At 71.3% G+C, this 16,730-nt stretch carries 13 protein-coding genes and 2 pseudogenes; 11 read left to right on the forward strand and 4 right to left on the reverse strand.

Annotated elements, in window-relative coordinates:
- Positions 1-32: 32 nt before the first annotated feature.
- The 4 genes and pseudogenes from ACFWBB_RS37895 to eccE form a co-directional block, all read right to left on the reverse strand.
- Positions 33-1,637, reverse strand: a pseudogene (locus ACFWBB_RS37895) (MinD/ParA family protein); the annotation flags it as partial.
- 2,117 nt (positions 1,638-3,754) lie between these two features.
- Positions 3,755-3,835, reverse strand: a pseudogene (locus ACFWBB_RS37900) (SCO5717 family growth-regulating ATPase); the annotation flags it as partial.
- Between the two features lie 345 nt (positions 3,836-4,180).
- Positions 4,181-4,975 (reverse strand): hypothetical protein, encoded by a 795-nt coding sequence (locus ACFWBB_RS37905; protein WP_385282322.1) that lies wholly within the window; start codon positions 4,973-4,975, stop codon positions 4,181-4,183.
- Positions 4,972-6,297 (reverse strand): type VII secretion protein EccE, encoded by a 1,326-nt coding sequence (eccE, locus tag ACFWBB_RS37910; RefSeq protein WP_385282325.1) that lies wholly within the window; start codon positions 6,295-6,297, stop codon positions 4,972-4,974. The genes ACFWBB_RS37905 and eccE overlap by 4 nt, the downstream gene beginning before the upstream one ends.
- Before the next feature lie 210 nt (positions 6,298-6,507).
- Between eccE and eccB the strand changes: the two genes are divergently transcribed.
- From eccB to ACFWBB_RS37965, 11 genes are all read left to right on the forward strand, one after another.
- The gene (eccB, locus tag ACFWBB_RS37915; RefSeq protein ID WP_385282327.1) at positions 6,508-8,034 is read left to right on the forward strand and encodes a type VII secretion protein EccB; all 1,527 of its coding nucleotides are present in this window, start codon (positions 6,508-6,510) and stop codon (positions 8,032-8,034) included.
- A 29-nt stretch (positions 8,035-8,063) separates the two neighbouring features.
- Positions 8,064-9,395, forward strand: coding sequence for a type VII secretion-associated serine protease mycosin (gene mycP / locus ACFWBB_RS37920; RefSeq protein WP_385282370.1), 1,332 nt, complete (start codon positions 8,064-8,066; stop codon positions 9,393-9,395).
- Between the two features lie 474 nt (positions 9,396-9,869).
- The gene (locus ACFWBB_RS37925) at positions 9,870-10,184 is read left to right on the forward strand and encodes an SAV_915 family protein (RefSeq protein WP_385282330.1); all 315 of its coding nucleotides are present in this window, start codon (positions 9,870-9,872) and stop codon (positions 10,182-10,184) included.
- On the forward strand, positions 10,181-10,483 hold the full coding sequence (locus ACFWBB_RS37930; RefSeq protein WP_385282333.1) for a DUF6317 family protein: 303 nt from the start codon (positions 10,181-10,183) through the stop codon (positions 10,481-10,483). The genes ACFWBB_RS37925 and ACFWBB_RS37930 overlap by 4 nt, the downstream gene beginning before the upstream one ends.
- On the forward strand, positions 10,483-11,757 hold the full coding sequence (locus ACFWBB_RS37935; protein WP_385282336.1) for a WXG100 family type VII secretion target: 1,275 nt from the start codon (positions 10,483-10,485) through the stop codon (positions 11,755-11,757). The genes ACFWBB_RS37930 and ACFWBB_RS37935 overlap by 1 nt, the downstream gene beginning before the upstream one ends.
- Entirely contained in the window at positions 11,735-12,268 is a 534-nt protein-coding gene (locus tag ACFWBB_RS37940) for a hypothetical protein (protein ID WP_385282339.1), read from the forward strand. Before ACFWBB_RS37935 ends, ACFWBB_RS37940 begins: the two co-directional genes overlap by 23 nt.
- Before the next feature lie 164 nt (positions 12,269-12,432).
- The gene (locus ACFWBB_RS37945; protein WP_385282342.1) at positions 12,433-12,867 is read left to right on the forward strand and encodes a hypothetical protein; all 435 of its coding nucleotides are present in this window, start codon (positions 12,433-12,435) and stop codon (positions 12,865-12,867) included.
- Complete coding sequence (locus ACFWBB_RS37950) at positions 12,867-14,573, forward strand: hypothetical protein (RefSeq protein WP_385282345.1); 1,707 nt, start codon at positions 12,867-12,869, stop codon at positions 14,571-14,573. Before ACFWBB_RS37945 ends, ACFWBB_RS37950 begins: the two co-directional genes overlap by 1 nt.
- Positions 14,574-14,697: 124 nt before the next feature.
- On the forward strand, positions 14,698-15,870 hold the full coding sequence (locus ACFWBB_RS37955) for a S8 family serine peptidase (protein WP_385282348.1): 1,173 nt from the start codon (positions 14,698-14,700) through the stop codon (positions 15,868-15,870).
- Positions 15,871-15,912: 42 nt separating this feature from the next.
- Positions 15,913-16,251, forward strand: a complete 339-nt coding sequence (locus ACFWBB_RS37960) for a WXG100 family type VII secretion target (protein ID WP_355708526.1) — start codon at positions 15,913-15,915, stop codon at positions 16,249-16,251.
- A gap of 91 nt (positions 16,252-16,342) precedes the next feature.
- A complete protein-coding gene (locus ACFWBB_RS37965; protein ID WP_020128583.1) occupies positions 16,343-16,645 on the forward strand; it encodes a WXG100 family type VII secretion target in 303 nt (100 codons plus the stop codon).
- Positions 16,646-16,730: the final 85 nt, after the last annotated feature.

The raw sequence follows: 16,730 nt of genomic DNA on the forward strand, positions 1-16,730 counted from the left end.
GTCCCAGGACACCGGCCGCCCTTCGGCGTTTCTCACTGCTGCGGAGGCTGGCCCGGCTGGCCCGGCTGGGGGGCCTGGGGGTGCTGCGGGTAGCCGTAGCCGGGCGGGGGATACCCCGGGTGCGGCTGCTGGGGCTGTGGCTGGGCGTAGGGATCCTGCCCCGGCTGCGGCTGCGGCTGCGGCTGCGGTTGTTGGGGCTGGGCGTACGGGTCCTGCCCCGGCTGGTGCTGTTGCGGCGGCGCGTAGGGCTCCTGACCCGGCTGCGGATACGGCTGGCCCGGCTGCTGCGGATACGGCTGACCCTGCGGGGGGTACGGCTGGCCGGGGCCGGGCTGGGGTGCCTGCGGGTACGGCTGGCCGGCCTGGGGCGGATACGGCTGCCCCGGCGGCATCTGCTGGCCGGGCATCTGCTGGCCCGGCATCGGCGGGGCGGCCACCGGCGGTGGGTTGCCGTCGCTGGTCCACAGTCCCTGGCGCTGCTGGTGGCGGATGAAGTCCTCCGCGACCAGCGCCGTGAGGTTGAAGTACGCCTCCCGGACCTTGGGCCGCATCATGTCGAGGTCGACCTCGGCGCCGGCCGCCAGGTGCTCGTCGAACGGCACGACGACGACACCTCGGCAACGGGTCTCGAAGTGCGACACGATGTCGTCCACCTTGATCATCTTGCCGGTCTCGCGCACCCCGGAGATGACGGTGAGCGACCGCGAGACCAGCTCGGCGTACCCGTGCGCGGACAGCCAGTCCAGCGTCGTACTGGCGCTGCTCGCACCGTCCACGGACGGGGTGGAGATGATGATGAGCTGATCGGCGAGGTCGAGCACACCGCGCATGGCGCTGTAGAGCAGACCGGTGCCGGAGTCGGTGAGGATGATCGGGTACTGGTTGCCGAGCACGTCGATCGCGCGCCGGTAGTCCTCGTCGTTGAAGGTCGTGGACACGGCCGGGTCGACGTCGTTGGCGATGATCTCCAGGCCGGACGGCGCCTGGGAGGTGAACCGCCGGATGTCCATGTACGAGTTGAGGTACGGGATCGCCTGAACGAGGTCACGGATCGTCGCCCCGGTCTCGCGCCGCACACGGCGGCCGAGCGTACCGGCGTCCGGGTTGGCGTCGATCGCGAGGATCTTGTCCTGGCGTTCGGTGGCGAGGGTGGAGCCGAGCGCGGTGGTGGTCGTGGTCTTGCCCACGCCGCCCTTGAGGCTGATGACGGCGATCCGGTAGCAGGACAGCACGGGCGTACGGATCAGTTCCAGCTTGCGCTGCCGCTCGGCCTCCTCCTTCTTGCCACCGAGCTTGAAGCGGGAGGAGGCGGCGGCCGGGCGGCCGCTCTTCGCCTTCTGCCTCTTGTTCAGCAGCCGGTCGGAGGACAGCTCCACGGCGGCCGTGTAACCCAGCGGCGCGGCACCGGGGTTGACCGGCTGCCGCTGGTCGTGCTGGATCGGCTGCGGCCAGGCGGCCCCGGCCCGGGGATCGACGGGCTGCTGGGGCTGATGGGGCGCCTGAGGTACGTCGGGCGCGGGGACCGGCGCAGGAACCTGCGGGGCGTGCGGTGCCGACGGCGGGGCCTGGGGCTGGGGCTGCGGCTCGGACTGGGGTTGCGGATGGGGCTGGGGCTGGGACTGAGGGAACTGTCCGGGGAAGCCCTGCGGCGGCGGCCCCTGCGGTCCACCTTGCGGGAAACCCTGGGGAGCGGCCGCCGGGTGCTGCCCGTCCGCCTGCTGCTGGACGCCCTGCTGCGGGATCCCCGGTTGCGGAAAACCGGGGTGCGCATGCGGGGCCTGCGGCTGCGGTGCCGGGGGCGGGGGGACCCGCCGCGGGGGGGGGGGGGGGGGGGGGGGGGGGGTTGGGGCCCCCCCCGGGGGGGGGGGGGGGGGGGGGGGGGGGGGGGGGGGGGTGCCGTGGGGCCGGTGTTCTGTTGCGGGAAGCCGTAGCCGCCGGGAGCTGCCGGTGCGTCGGTGGGCTGGGGGAAGCCGTAGCTGCCCGGGGTGGCGGGCGGCTGGGGTGCCGGAGGTGCCGGTTGTGGCTGGGGGGTCGGGGCGGCGGGGGGTACCGTGGGGCCGGTGTTCTGTTGCGGGAAGCCGTAGCCGCCGGGAGCTGCCGGTGCGTCAGCGGGCTGCGGGAAGCCGTAGCCGCCGGGCGCGTGAGCGTCAGTGGGCGGCTGGGGTACCGAGGGCGCCGGAGCGACACCCGGGGGCGGGAAGCCGTAGCCCGGCTGCGGGACAGGGGGCTGCTGAGCCGCCGGGGCGGGAACGGGGGGCTGGGGGAAGCCGTAACCCGGCTGCGGTGTGGCCGGGACAGGCCCCGGTGTCGGCGGGTTCCAGGCGGCCGGCGCGGGCGGGGCTGCCTGCGGCGGAACGGGCGGCTGGACGGGCGGCTGCGGGGCGTGTGGGGGCGCCACGGCGTCGGTCGGCTGCGGCTGCGCCGGCCACTGGGCCGCCGGTCCGGGCGCTGCGGGCGCTGCGGGCTGGTACGACGGCGGCAGCGGGGGCAGCTCGCCCTGCGGGGCCGGTGGAGGAGTCCAGGCCGGCGGCGCGCCGGGAACGGCGTCCTGAGGCCCGCTGTCCTGGGGCGTGTCGCCCTGTGCTTCGGCGGCGCCCGTGGAGGCGGCGTCCGAGGGCTCCTCGACGGCGGAGTCGTTCTGGTGGTCCGCGTCCTCGCTGACGGCGTCAGTGCCCTGAACCGCCGACTGGTCGCCTTCGGTAGCCTCGAACACACCCTCCCCGGCCTCTGGCTCGGCCACGGAGAGCTCGACTGCCGAGGGCTCGGCTACCCAGGGCTCGGATACGGTGCCGCTCTCGTCAGTCGTACCGTCGGTTTTGGCCTTGGCCTTGGCCGCGGCCGCGGCGTCTGCCTCGGGCTCGACGGCCGCAGCAGCGGCTTCGTTTCCGTCCGACACACCCGCATTGCGCGCATCGCCCGCATCGGCCGGGGCGTCCGCCGCAACCGCGTCCCCGGACGGTACGGAGCCCGTCGGGGTGGAAGCGGCGGACTCTGTGCCGTCCGGCTCCGCGGGCCGCTCGGGGTCGGCCTGTGCCGCGGCGGCATGCTCCGCGATCTCACGCTGGAGGGCGGCTGCCGAGAAGCGCATGGTGGCGCCGCTCTCCAGGTCCCCGTTACCGGAACCGTTCTCCTCGGCGCCCACGGAAGCCCCCGTGGCTCCCCACTGCGCCCCGGGCGGCGGCTGCTGCTGGTGGTGGGGTTGTGGCTGCGGCTCGAACCCGCTGTCCACCGGAAGGTTCGGCACGGCGACCGATCCCACGCCGGGCGGCGCGGCGGGAACCGCCGGTGCGGGCGGGGCGGGCGGTGCCGACGGAGCCGCCGGAGTGACGGGCGCTGCCGGTGAGGCCGGAGTGAACGCCGCGTCGGGCGCGGGAGGCACGGGTCGCGAGGCGGGCGTGAACGGCACCTGCGGCGCGGGAGGCGAGGCCGGCGTGAACGCAACCTCTGGTGCAGTAGGTGCAGTAGGTGCAGTAGGTGCAGCAGGCGGGGCCAGGGTGAACGGCGCCTCCGGCGCAGGGGTCGCATGCGGCGCAGCCGGCGTGAAGGGAACCTCCGACCCGGGTGCCGCGGGTGCCGCGGGTGAGGCGGGCGGTGCGGGCTGCTCAGCCGGAGCGACCGGTTCGCCGGGCAAACCCGGCGCCCCCGCGTCAGGACCGGCGCCGGGGCCCGCGTCGGGTGCCGGACCCGGACCGCCGCCCGTGTTCTGCGTGTACCAAGCCGGCGGCGCGTAGTCGATGGTGAACTCGCCCGTCGCCTCGACGCCGGACTCCGCGTCGGGCTGGTCATCGCCGGGTGTGGCCCAGCCCCCGCGGATCCCGTCCCGATCGCTGCTCACAATTCCTCCTGATGTGGTCGAGCACCCTCATGCCGTGCCGGGGCGACCATTTGCTTGTCGTCCTGAGTGGTTCGAGGCCGTCCGACGTCGTCCGACGTGGCCCTCCACCGGGAGACGCCGACGTCAACCCCACGGTTTCCGGCATCGCGCCCCGTACCAGCCTAATCATCAGACGGCCCGCCACGGCAGGCCCGCCCACCCCTCAGCACCAGTCCACCACGCCACACACCCCCGCAAGGGTCGCGGATGCGCTTCAGGCGTTCGACAAAAAGGCCATAGGGGCTGAAGTGCCGCACAAGTAAAGGAAGAAGACGCTGCGGCCGCCGCCTCGGTCCATCCGTCGTGTCAGTCCATCCGTCTCGGGTTGCCCAGCAACCCGATCTCCGCATCCGTGGGCCGGGTCATCACATAATGCCGGTCCCGGTCGGCGCACCACAGCGTGAAGCCGTCGGCGAGCGTGGGGAGGGCCTCCACGTCCCGCCCGGGCAGGGCAAGCGCCCGGCCCAGTTCCATGGCCTCGTCCGGCGAGATCCGCTGCACGCCGACGAGCCGGGCCTGCCGGACCAGTCGGGGAGCGACCGGGCTGAGATACGGCAGCAGCGTCAGTACGGACTGCCAGGGACCGGAGCTGACCCGACCGCGCGGCGGGCGCATCCCGCAGTCCCGCACCACCAGCACGGGCGTGCCCGCCGAAGCGCCCTGCGGGGGCACCCGGCCGACCTCGTACACCGCCAGACCGTTCTGCCCGCCGCCCATCGCGTGCACCATCTGCACCCAGGCCTGCGGCCGGCCCGTCTCGACGGCCACCCGGGCCCCGGTCGCCGCCGTCCTGAGCGCGAGGACCTGCGCGGTCCACAGACCGCCGATGAGGACGACGTCGTACGGCGTGGGCCGGTTGATCCCCAGGACGGCGGGCCGGCCCTCGGCGCCGACGCCGATGACGACACCGTCGTCCCCGATGGGCAGCGCGAGCGCCGCCAGTTGGTCCGCGGACACCGAGTGCCGTCCGTGCCGCGGCCCGATCAGACCGAAGCCGCTGCGCGGCGAGCGGAGTCCGGACCGCCCGGACGGCCCGGACTGTCCGGCGGAGGGCTCCGGTTCGCCGGGAGGGGCGGCTCCGCGTGCCGTCGTCGCCGTCATCGAGCACCTCCGAGCGGCAGCGTCGCGAGCATGCCGGGCACCTGCTCCCGGTCGAGACGGGCGAGTCCCGCGCCGGTGTGCCGGGCCGCGCCCTGCACCGCCCGCCGGGCCGCCACGAGTTCGTCGTCACTGCGCCCCGTCACCCGGACGTGCCCGGACAGGAACACCTCCTGCCGGTCACCGCGCGCGAGGGTGACACTGAACGTGGTGGCGAGCGCGGGAACGGCCGTGACCAGGGCGACGAACTGCGGCAGCGACGGGCCGTCGCCGCCCAGCGCGGGCCACCGGCGCATCCAGTACGTGGTGTGACGGCGGTTGTCGCACCGCCAGCTCCTGCTGGACTCCTCGGTCCGCCGCTCCGTCGTCCCGGTCCGTCCGGCCTCCGCCGTCACCAGCGGGTTGGCGCAGGCGGACGTGGCGAAGGCGGCCGTCAACTCCTCCTCGTCGAGGACGGTCGCCCGGAATCCGGCGCCGGTCAGCCGGCTCGCGAGGTGATCCACCGCCCGCGCCACGCACTTCTGTGCGCCGACAAGACCGCCCCCGCGGACGGCCACGGCCTCCGGACACAGCTCCGGATCCAGCTTCAACGCGATCCAGGTGATACGTACCGCGGGTGCTCCGGTCTGCTCCTGCAGGGGCGCGTAGTTGGCCACCGCCACGGACTGCCGGGGCAGGTGCAGGGCGGGCGCGGGCTGGGTGTGCAGCACGATCTGCGCGGACTCCAGCCTGATGCCGTCCACCTCGAGCGCGTCCCGCACCAGGGCGAGCGGCAGCGGTTGCCGGCCGCGATCGGCCCGCAACGCGGTCGCGTCCGCCTCGACCTGGACGATGGCGGTGACGAACGTGCCGTCCCCGACGATCCCGACGGGCCGCCGGTCGCGGCCGCCGTACGCGTAGGTGCGCAGTCCGGGATCGCACTCCACGACCGGTCCGAACCCCGGTTCCGTCCCGGGCGGTATCTCCAGCCGGTCCGCCAGCCGCCGACGGATCCTCAGTTCCCGTGCCGTGGCCAGCCACTGCGTGAGCGAGCGGCCGCGGCGGCGAACGAAGGCGAGGGCCACCAGAAGTGCGGCGACCACCACCGCCGCCACGAGCAGCGCCGGACCGCTCACCCAGCCGATGAGCAGGACGGCGGCGGCGATCTCCAGCAGGACGAGGCGTTGCAACCGGAATGTCCCGCCCTGCCCGGCACGGGTCCTGAGGTGGAGCGCACCTGGTGCCGAGGCTGATGCGGACCGCTCGGGCGGCCGCGGACCCGGCGTCGAGGAACCCCGGGTCCGCGACCCGCCGACGGAGCGCCCGCCCGCATTCGAAGCCCTCACTCCGTCCCCCGTTCCGCCCGTTCCGCTCACGACCCGCCCGTGTTCAGCACCGCACAGGGCACTCGACGGCCCAGGAACCCTACCCGCTCCCCAAGTCCCCACAGCTACCGGGCATAGTAGGTGGCCGCTCTGACATCGGGGACGGGGCGTCGGGCCGCCCGCGCTGCGGAGCACGCGGATCGGCCGGAAAACGGGGAGAGACGGGCACAGATGGCATCTCGGCGAGACCAGCTCAACGCCTACACCTTCGCGAAGCGGCGGATGCTCGCGGCCTTCCTCCAGTCGTCGCCCGACGGCTCGGAGGAGGGGGCACCGCGGCCGTTGCGCGCGATCCTGCCCGGGATCGTCGTCGGGGTGCTCGTCATGGCCGTCTTCGGGGCGTGGGGCATGTTCAGACCGACCGCGCCCAAGGGCTGGGACACGCCCAACGCCAAGGTGATCGTCGCGAGCAAGTCCACCACGCGCTATGTCGTGCTGCGGACCGGCGACGAGGTCCAGTTGCACCCGGTTCTCAACATGGCCTCCGCCAGACTGCTCCTCGACGAGGGACAGGGCGACGTGGTGACCGTCTCGGAGTCCGTCCTCGACAACGGCGACATCCCGCACGGCGTCACCGTCGGCATCCCGTACGCCCCCGACCGGCTGCCCTCGGCGTCCGAGGCGGGCAAGGCGAAGCGCTGGGTGGTGTGCGAGCGGCCGGGCGCGGGGGGCGGGGACTCCGTCCAGAAGGCGGCGCTGGTCCTGGCCGCCCGGGAGAAGGACGCCACCGAGGGTGCGGAGCGGCTGCGTGGCGGCCAACTCCTCTACGTGGCGGACCCCGACGGCAGGCGTTATGTCGTGGACGCGGGCGGCACGGCGTACCCGGTCGAAAAGAGTGACGAGTTGCTGCTGCGCGCGGTGGTCGGCTCCGGCCGGGAGCCCCAACGGGTGTCCGCGGAATGGCTGGCGACCCTGCACCGGGGCGACCCGATCGCCTTCCCCGACATCCCCGGGCAGCCGGGCGAGGCGGCCGGCGCACCGGGCCGGTTGGACGCGTCGGCCGACAGGGTCGGCATGGTGCTCAAGGCGTTCGACAACAACTCCGAGCAGTACTACGTGGTGTTGAACGGCCGCGTCGCCCCCGTGTCCGCCTTCGTCGCCCAGCTCCTGCTGTTCAGCAAGGAGTCGGCCCCCCTCGGCCAGGCCGGTCACGCCCGTGAGATGAGCCCCGGGGATCTCGTACCGGGCCAGGCGTTCGGCACCGAGCACCGCTGGCCCGCCGGTGACCCCTCGCCGGTCAACGACGCCTCGGGGGCCGCCGGAAGCCGCAGCACGATCTGCACCGTCCTGCGCGGCGTGAACGCCGGCTCGGGCGCCACGACCCTGAGCACCTGGGCGGGCACGGACTTCCCCGCCAAGCTGCCCACCGGCTCCTCCAGCGCCTATGTGACGCCGGGTTCCGGCCAGCTCTACCGCCAGTTCCAGGGCGAGGCGACCAAGGCCGGACCGGTCTTCCTCGTCACCGACACGGGTCTGCGCTACGTCCTGCAGTCCAACGGCGACAGCGCGACGGACGACGCGGGCATCGGCACCACCGCCGCACAGCGCGCGAAGCAGCAACAGGAGGCCCAACAGGCCCAGACCCTGCTGGGTTACAAGGACATCGACCCCGCGCCCGTCCCGGCCGCCTGGTCGAAGTTCCTGCCCACCGGCCCCCGCCTGTCGACAGCGGCGGCCCGCCAGCCCCAGGGCTCGTGAGGAGGAGGACGACGGTGCTGCGGACGGCGATGACGCCTCGTACGGCCCCGGTGCCGGGGCTGCGTACCGCGCTGCTGGTGGTGACCGCGGCCCTCCTCACCACGGCCACGGTCCTCGTGCCCCCCGCGTCGGCCGCGGACAAGCTGCCCTACTCGGACGAGTGCACGTTCCCCAACGGCGAGTACCCGGGCCGCCCCTGGGCCCTGCAGCGCGTCCTCCTGGACGAACTGTGGAGCCGCTCCAAGGGCGGGGGCGTCCGCGTCGCCGTCATCGACACGGGCGTGGACGTGAAGAACCCGCAGCTCACCGAGGCCGTCGACGCGAAGGCCGGCCGCAACCTGCTGCCGAGGAACCTCAAGGACGACGACGGCGACCCGATCGAGCGGGGCGCCGAGAACGGCACGACGGACACCGTCGGGCACGGCACCAAGGTCGCCGGCATCATCGCGGCCCGCCCCCTCGACGGCACCGGCTTCGTGGGCCTGGCCCCCGAGGCGACGATCATCCCGATCCAGCAGAACGACGCCGAGGGCCACGGCGACACCAAGTCCCTGGCGGAGGCGATCCGTTACGCCGTGCGGGCCGGCGCCGGGGTCATCAACATCTCCCAGGACACCTCGAACGCGGCCCGGCCCTCCGACGACCTGGAGCGGGCCGTGGACGAGGCCCTGGACCAAAAGGTCGTGGTCGTGGCGTCGGCGGGCAACAACGGCCTCGGCGGCAACGTCAAGGAGACCTACCCGGCGTCCTACGAGGGCGTCCTCGCGGTCGCCGCCTCGGACCGCAACAACGAACGCGCCTCGTTCTCCCAGTCCGGCGACTTCGTGGGCGTGGCGGCCCCCGGCGTCGACATCGTCTCCACGGTCCCCAAGGGCGGCCACTGCGCCGACAACGGTACGAGCTTCTCGGCGCCGTACGTGGCGGGCGTGGCGGCGCTGCTCAAGGCGAAGCACCCGGACTGGACGGCGCGCGAGATCGTCGCCCAGATCGAACAGACGGCGGAACGCACGATCGCGGGCCACGACCGGCTCGTCGGCTGGGGCGTCGTCGACCCGGTCCGCGCCCTGACGGAGGACGACCACCCCATCGAGTCCCCGAGCCCCCAGGACGGCCTGACCAGGGCCGAGGCCCCGAGCCCCGCCAAGTTCCACACCGGCGAGACCCCCGACGAACGCAACACCCGCCTCGCCACCTACGTCGTCGTGGCAGCGGCGGCCCTGGCCGCGGGCCTCGGCGGCACGGCGGTGGCCATCCGTGACGCACGGCGGCGGACACGGAGGGTCGCGGGGGCGGAGGGTCGCGAGGGCGGGCTAGGCGGGCGGCGGGCCGGCTGTACGTCGAGCACAACGGCGCGCTCGTGACACCGACGTGACGGGGGAGGGAGCACGGAACGGGCCGGTACGGAGCAGACCCCGCAGTAGGGTCTGCAGGCCCGGCGTGTCACCCGCTGGTCATCGCACGGTCAAGCACTGACCGCCCCCCGGCCAAACACCCGTATGGGTTCCGCATAGCCCTGACCCGGCAACCTGAAATAGCCGTACTTGTCCGGAAGTTCCCTGGCTACGGTGGTGTCGCCACATCATCCGCAGGTCCATGGGGAACAGGAGACGGCGGTGGGCATACCGATCCGTTCGCGCCTTCTCGACTATGCCGAGTGTGTCGAGGCGGAGCCGCCCGCAGGCGCTGCCTCGGCGCCGGTGCCTCAGTCGGCACGGGAGCCCCGCAGGTCGCGCCTCCTGGAGTATGGGGAATCCGTCGCGGCCGCCGAGGTGGCGCTGTCCGCGCCATCGGCGCCATCCGGCCCCCGACCCGGCGTACCCGCGTACCACACCCCGGTGTTCGTCCCGGCACATCCCCGCCGCATCCTCACCACGGTCCCGACAGGCGCACCCGCCCCGGCACCCTTCGTCACGTACGAACTCTTCGAGCACCTCACCCACGGACCGGTGGCCCTCGCCTTCACCACCCTGCATGGGCTCGTGGCCGCCCTCGGTGAGGCACAGCCGTGGGTCGCGACCTCGCTCGGCCCGCTGGCCGAGGGCGTGGGGGAGCAGGGCGTCAGGGTCCACGTCGATCCGTATGTCGCGCCCGGACGGCACAACTGGCAGCCGGCCGACCTGGCCGCCTGCGTGCGGAAGGTGCGCCGATGACAGTCGACTTCAAAGCGGTGCTGAGCGATCTCACCGCCATGTCGCGCACCTTCCACGACGAGGCCGTCAACTACCGCAAACTGCATGCCGACGTGGCCCCGCCCGTCGTCGACGCCGGTGACTTTGGACTCGACCACGCCGTCAAGGAGATCGCCGACCTCATCGTCGCCCTGCACATCGGCTTCGCCGACCGGCTCGACGACCACGGCGACAAGGTGGCCCACGCCCGCGACTCCTTCCAGCGGCGCGACATCGACGTACATGGACTGTTCGAGGACCTGATGGCGGGGGAAGGCTGATGGCCGACAGCTGGGTCGGCGGCGACATCGGCGGGCTGCGCACGATGGCCGACACGTACAAGAACGCCAAGCAGAAGCTGGAGGAGGTCGTCCACCCGCTCGGCCAGGCCGTGGAAGGGCTGGTCGGCGACACGAGCTGGAAGGGCGAGGCGGCCGAGACGTTCCGCGCCGCCTGGAGCGAGGACGCGCTCGCCGCGGGCGCCTTCGCGAGCCTCGTGCACAGCGCGGGCGACATCCTCGACACGCTCGCCGGCGCCCTCTCCGCCTGCGAGACGGCGCTCCAGAACGCCGAGCACGTCGCCGCGGGCAAAGGCGTGCCGATGGGGGACAAAGGACTCCCGCTGGAGATCCTCACCGCTGATCCGCCCAGCGCCGACGACCAGAAGACGATCGCCGCGCTCGGCGAGTACGGCAAGGTGCGCGAGGAGATCCTGCACACCGCCCAGCACGCCCGGCTGGTCGCCGCGGACGGTCTGCGCGGCCTCTACGCACAGGTCACGGCACCGGTCTCGACCGGCGACAAGATCACGATCGCCGACGCCCTGCGCGGCCTCTACGCCTACGACGCCGAGGACGCCCGGGCCGGCGGCAAGGAGGCCCGCAACCTGATCGACGGCGCGCAAGCCGAGGAACGCGCCGCCAAGAAAGCCCTGCGCGCCGAGCGCAAGGCGTTCCAGAAGGCCGGGCGCGCACTGCCGCACGACCTCCCCGCCAAGGGCGCCTACCGCGACGCGGTGACGCAGGTCGACTCCCTCGAGGACGCCATCGCCCGGGCCGACCACGGCAGTACCGCCCTTCCCTACGACCGGGCCCTCAACGTCAAGCTGGCCGACGCGGCGGACGCACTGCGCCTGGGCAGAGGTGTGGCCGAACTCCCCGAGTTCCTGAGGGAGATCCCGGTGCTGGACGTGGCGGCGGCGGCCGCCTGCGGGCTGGTGGAGGCGAAGGACGACCACGACAAGGGCTGGTCCTGGCAGCACTCGGTGGTCGTCGACGGCGGCGCCGCGCTCGGTGGCCTGGCCGTCGGCGCGGGTGTGGTGGCCGCCCTGCCCGTGGAGGGCGCGGCAGCGTTGGCCGGCGTGGGAGTGGTGGCCGTGATCGGCGCGACCAGCCTCCTTGACCACTCCTTCCACGAGCACTGGAGCGAGGACATCCACGACCACGGTGTGGTCGGCGGGGTGCTGACCGGCACGGGCCACGTCCTGACGGAGACCAAGGACGACGGCGTACGTATGGCGAAGGACATCTGGCATGGCGTCACAAGCATCTTCTGAGCACGCCGAGGCCGTGACCCTCCAGATCCCCGCGCTGCCCAAGCTGGGCAGGACCTGGTACCGGCGCGGTCCGCTCTACTGGCTGTGCCGCGCCCGCACGACCGTCTTCCTGCTCCTGGTGATGGCCACGGTCTGCTTCATGGCCATCGGCCTCTACGAGGGGTTCCGCAGCGAGATGCCACCCATCGTGCGCACGATCTGCGACGGCGTGCAGGTCGCCGCGTCCTGCGCGGCCCTGGTGTGGGGCTGGGTCAAGCAACGCCGGAGCCATCACGAAGGCCTCCTGAACCCGCCCACTCCCGAGCAGACCCTCCGGGCCAAACGCGACCACAACAGCCGCGCCCCGGGCCGGGCCGCCGCGGGCCGTGGCCTGGCCTTCCTCGCGGCACCCGTCATGCCGGCCTTCGCCGCGTACCTCGTCGGCTGGCTGACCGCCTGGCTCACTGTTCGCGAGTACCCGAGTGAGGTCGGGGCGCGACGCTGGATGCAGGAAAAATCGTCTCGAACGTGAGAAATGGGCCAAGCGCGTATCAGTGGTGACGCGGTTGTTGCATAAGCCAGTTGGGGCTGTCAGAGGGAGTCATTAGAGTGGATGCGTTGCGGTCATGAACACTTGAAAGGCGCGGGCGGTGCCGTCCAGGACGGGCGGCGGAAAAAACGGGGAGAGTGGCTGTCGTGATTCCTGCGGACATGGGCGGGGGCCCTGCCGACGTACGGCGCGGATATATGGCGCTCTCGACGTTCAAAAAACGGGTGGACGACCTGCTCACGGCCTTCGAGAAGTCCGCGGGCGGCTCGGCGAAGGTGGGGGACCACGGCCTCGCGGAGCACGCTTTCGGCGCGGGGGACTTCCCGGAGGCAAAGACGCTCCACCTGCAGTACGAGCGCGTCCACGAACGCATCACGACCCTCTCCAGGTCGCTGGGCCTCCAGCTGGAGGCCATGCAGATCGCCGTGCACGGCGTTGACGTGACCTTCGACAACCTCGAAGAGGACCTCCGGTACCGGTTCCACGAGATCCGGGCCGAGGTCAACCGGGACCGGGAAGAGGCGCTCAACAAGCAGACCGAGCGGACCAACGACGCCGACCACACCGACGCGGGGTACTGATGGCCGACCACAAGAACAAGTCGGACCACTACCAGACAGAACGTCAGGACGCGGGCCAGCAGAACAGCGGCGTGGACGACGCCGTGAACAAGGCCGTGGTGATCAGCCCTGGGATGCTCAGCAGTCCGGGCGGCTTCGGAAAGACGAGCTTCGAGGGTTACGACCTCAACGCCATGATCGACATCGTCGAGTCGGCGAGCCCGGAGACCCTGGAGAGTGCGGCCACGGCCCTCGTCGACGCCCGGGACGCCATCAACGCCGCGGCCAACGAGCTCAGTCGCAACCTTGGCGACGTCGACTGGGAGGGCGAGGCCCACACCGCCTTCTACACCTGGGGCATGAACCTCACCACCACCGCCCTGGCGCTCGCCAGCTACACCGAGGAGGTGGGCACCCAGGTCCTGGCGGCCAGCGCCGGCCTCGCCTCCGTACGCAAGTCGATGCCTCCGCGCGACGGCCGCATCGTCCCCAAGAAGGTCGACGACATCCCGATGCCTCAACGGGTCGAGGGCAACCAGGAATACACAGCGGCGGTCAAGGCCGAGAAGGACCGCCAGGAAGCCATCAACCAGATGTACCGGCTGGCGTCGTTCTACACGGTGTCGAGCGGGATGATGGAACTGGCGGAGGAGCCGACGTTTCCGCAGATGCCGGGGATGGGGGTGCCGGAGCCGTCGCCGGGCTATGGGAAGTTCAAGGAGCCGCCGGGCCAAGGGTCGCTTTCGTCTGCAAGTGATGTGGGAACCACGCGTCATCACTCTGTAGCGACCGGGGCGGAGCGACCGCGAGCAGAGGACTTGTCGTCATCCCATAAAAGCGGGGACGAAACCGTCAGGCTTCCCGAGCATCACGTGGGGACGGAGATTGACAGCCTCGGTACGTTGCCGTCTCAGGACGCTGTCAAGCCGACGGCTGTCACCCCGCCCGCGACGGCAGGCCCCAACCCGACTCCATCGGGAACGATGCCTCCCTTTGCTCCCACTGGTGCATCTCCCGCATTCCGAGGAACGTCCGGGCGCCCCACGGGGTTCGGCGGCGTGCCGGGAAGCAGAGTTCCTAACTCAGCGCAGAGGCGGGTGGGCGGTGTGCCGGGCGGCACCGCGGCGGGCCGTACGGGAACCGGGCCCATGGGGTCGGCAGGACGTGCCGCTGCAGCAGGGAAGACGAGCGGCCGCACCACTGGGCCCACGGGGCGAGGTGTGGTCGGCGGAGCGCCGAAGGCCGGTGGACAGGCGGCAGGGCGTCCTGGTGGTGTCCCGCGCGGTCCCGTCACCGGCATGGGTGCCACGAATCCCGGACGTCCGGGAAACGGGCGCACAGGCGCCGGACGCACCGGCGATGGCATTGTCGGCGGAAGACCTGTTGCCGGGGGTGCTCCCGGCGGCAAAGGTTCCAGGTTGCCGCGCGGCACGGTTGTCGGTGGTGAGAGCACACCCGCGTCGCGGGCCAGAGGCGAGAAGCCCGGGCAGCGCGGGGTTATCGGGACGGCTGGCTCGACGACTGGTGCGGGAAAGGCGACTCGCCGCCCTGCCGACGGCCCTGACGGTGTGGTCGGTAAGCAGAAGGGACGAGTTTCCGGAAGCAGGAACAACGGAAAGACGACCGGCGGCCCGGGCGCGGCGCGTGGTTCAGCGCGCAACCAGCGTGCCGACGAGACAGGCTCGAGCCGTGACAAGCATCGCGATGACGCGTCCGCGACCGACTGACCGAACAAGAGCGAGGACAGACGGAGGCATGGTGCCAGGGATCAGCCGACGCGGCAGGTGGAGCGCATCTTTCGCGGGACGAAACGGCAGAGGAGTTACCGCCGCGTGCTCATTGCTCGGCGCCTTGACCGTCCTCTCCGGAGGTTTGACTCCGAGCGCATCGGCCGCCGATGTCCAGTCCCAGCAGTGGTACCTGTCGGCGATGAAGGCCGACGAGATGTGGAAGGTGAGTACCGGCAAGGGTGTCAAGGTCGCCGTTGTCGATACCGGCGTCAACCCCAATACCCCATCCTTGAAGGGGCAGGTGCTCGTCGGCGAGGTGCCCGGAGCCGTCGGCTACAAGGCGACTGAGGACTACGACGGTCATGGGACGAGCATGGCGGAACTCATCGCAGGTACTGGTGCTGGAAACGGTCTGAAAGGACTTGCACCGGGAGCGAAGATCGTTCCTTATCGGCTCGCAATGAAGGACATGAAGGACGGAAGCGAGAAGGAAAAGGCTCCTGAACTACCGGACGTGATCAGAACAATCGCTGACAGTGATGTCAAAATCATCACCATGTCCTTCGGTGAAGACATCGAAAGGCCGGATGTTCTCGCGGCCGTCAAGTACGCGTGGGCCAAGGGCAAGTTGATGGTTGCCGCCACCGGTAATGACGCCCAGGAGAAAAACTTCATCGGGTACCCGGCGGCTTACCCCTACGTAGTCGGCGTTGCTGCTTCGGACAAGTCCGGAACCGTCGGAAAATTCTCGGAACACGGCAACTACGTCGACCTGGCCGCCCCCGGTCTTGACGTCCCCACCTGGTGTGACAACACCTTCCGCTCCTACTGCAGCAGCCAGGGCACCAGCCAAGCCACCGCCATCGCCTCCGCCTCCGCAGCCCTCGTATGGTCCGCCCACCCCAAGTGGACGGCCAACCAAGTCCTCGCCAGCCTGATCGACACCGCAGGACGGAACTGGGCGAAGGACGACCCGAGCACGTACCTCGGCTACGGACTGATCCGCCCGCGCATGGTCCTGGAGCAGAGCAACTTCAACCCCGGCCCGGCCAGCACCGACCCGCTGGCCAAGGAGAACGCGACGGGCGTCACGGACGAGGCCGGCAACTCACCCTCCGCATCGGCCTCGCCCCAGCCCACGAAGGCCACTTCGGGTGGCCAGACCTCAGCGGCAGTATCAGCCTCGGACACCTCCGACAACACCACGATGTGGATTGCGCTCGGAGCCGCGGCGGCCGTCCTGGTGATCGGGGGCGGAGCCTTCGCGGTGATCCGCTCACGGCGAGCCACATGACCCACACATGACCAACCACAGCTCACGAATGGGAGTGCCGAAATGGTCGACCGCAAGCTAAACGACGGCGACGTACAGAAGCTCCAGAAGGAAGTCATCGATCGCTACGACAACATCCGCGGCTCCCTCGCGAAGCTGCAGGGCACGATCGACATGATCGAGAGGGCGTGGACGGGCCAGGGTGCCAACGCCTTCAACACCAAGCAGACGGAGATCAACGGCCACATGGTCGCGATCGGCAAGATGCTCGACGACTTCCTCGACGGTATCCACATGACCAAGACCGACAAGCAGAACCTCGAAGACCAGATCACCGCCGACATGAACAAGATCTCGGTCGACGATCTCGGTGGAAAGACTTCGGCGCTCAACAGCTACTGACGAGCCACCGGCGAGCCACTGGCAGCGCTGAACCACACCGTTGTCCGGACCGAGAAGTCCGGCTGAAGTCTTCAGAGAAACGAGGGAAATCATGTCCGGAGCCCATTACGAGGAACTCGCCGTCACGTACGGCACGATGGATGCGCTCGCCACCGAGCTGGGCGACCAGGCCAGGAAGCTCGAGGAGGACCTCGAGGCGCTGCGGCAGGCCGTGCTCAACGTGTCCTCGGGCTGGGGCGGCGAGGCGTTCCAGCAGTTCCAGAGCAAGAGCGAAGAGTGGAACAAGCACGCCCGGGGTATCCACGCGGCGCTGCTCCAGATCTCGCACCAGGTCCACGGTGCCGGCGGTGACTACCGCGGCGGCGACCTGAAGGGCGCCAGCTACTTCATGTAGCAGCACGTACTCCGCAACACCAGGGTGGGCACGCACGGGAGGTGCCCACCCTGTGTTGTGCCGAGGCGCCCGCATTTCTGCGTGA

This window comes from Streptomyces sp. NPDC060000 (genome assembly GCF_042737375.1).
In the GTDB taxonomy this organism is placed as follows: domain Bacteria; phylum Actinomycetota; class Actinomycetes; order Streptomycetales; family Streptomycetaceae; genus Streptomyces.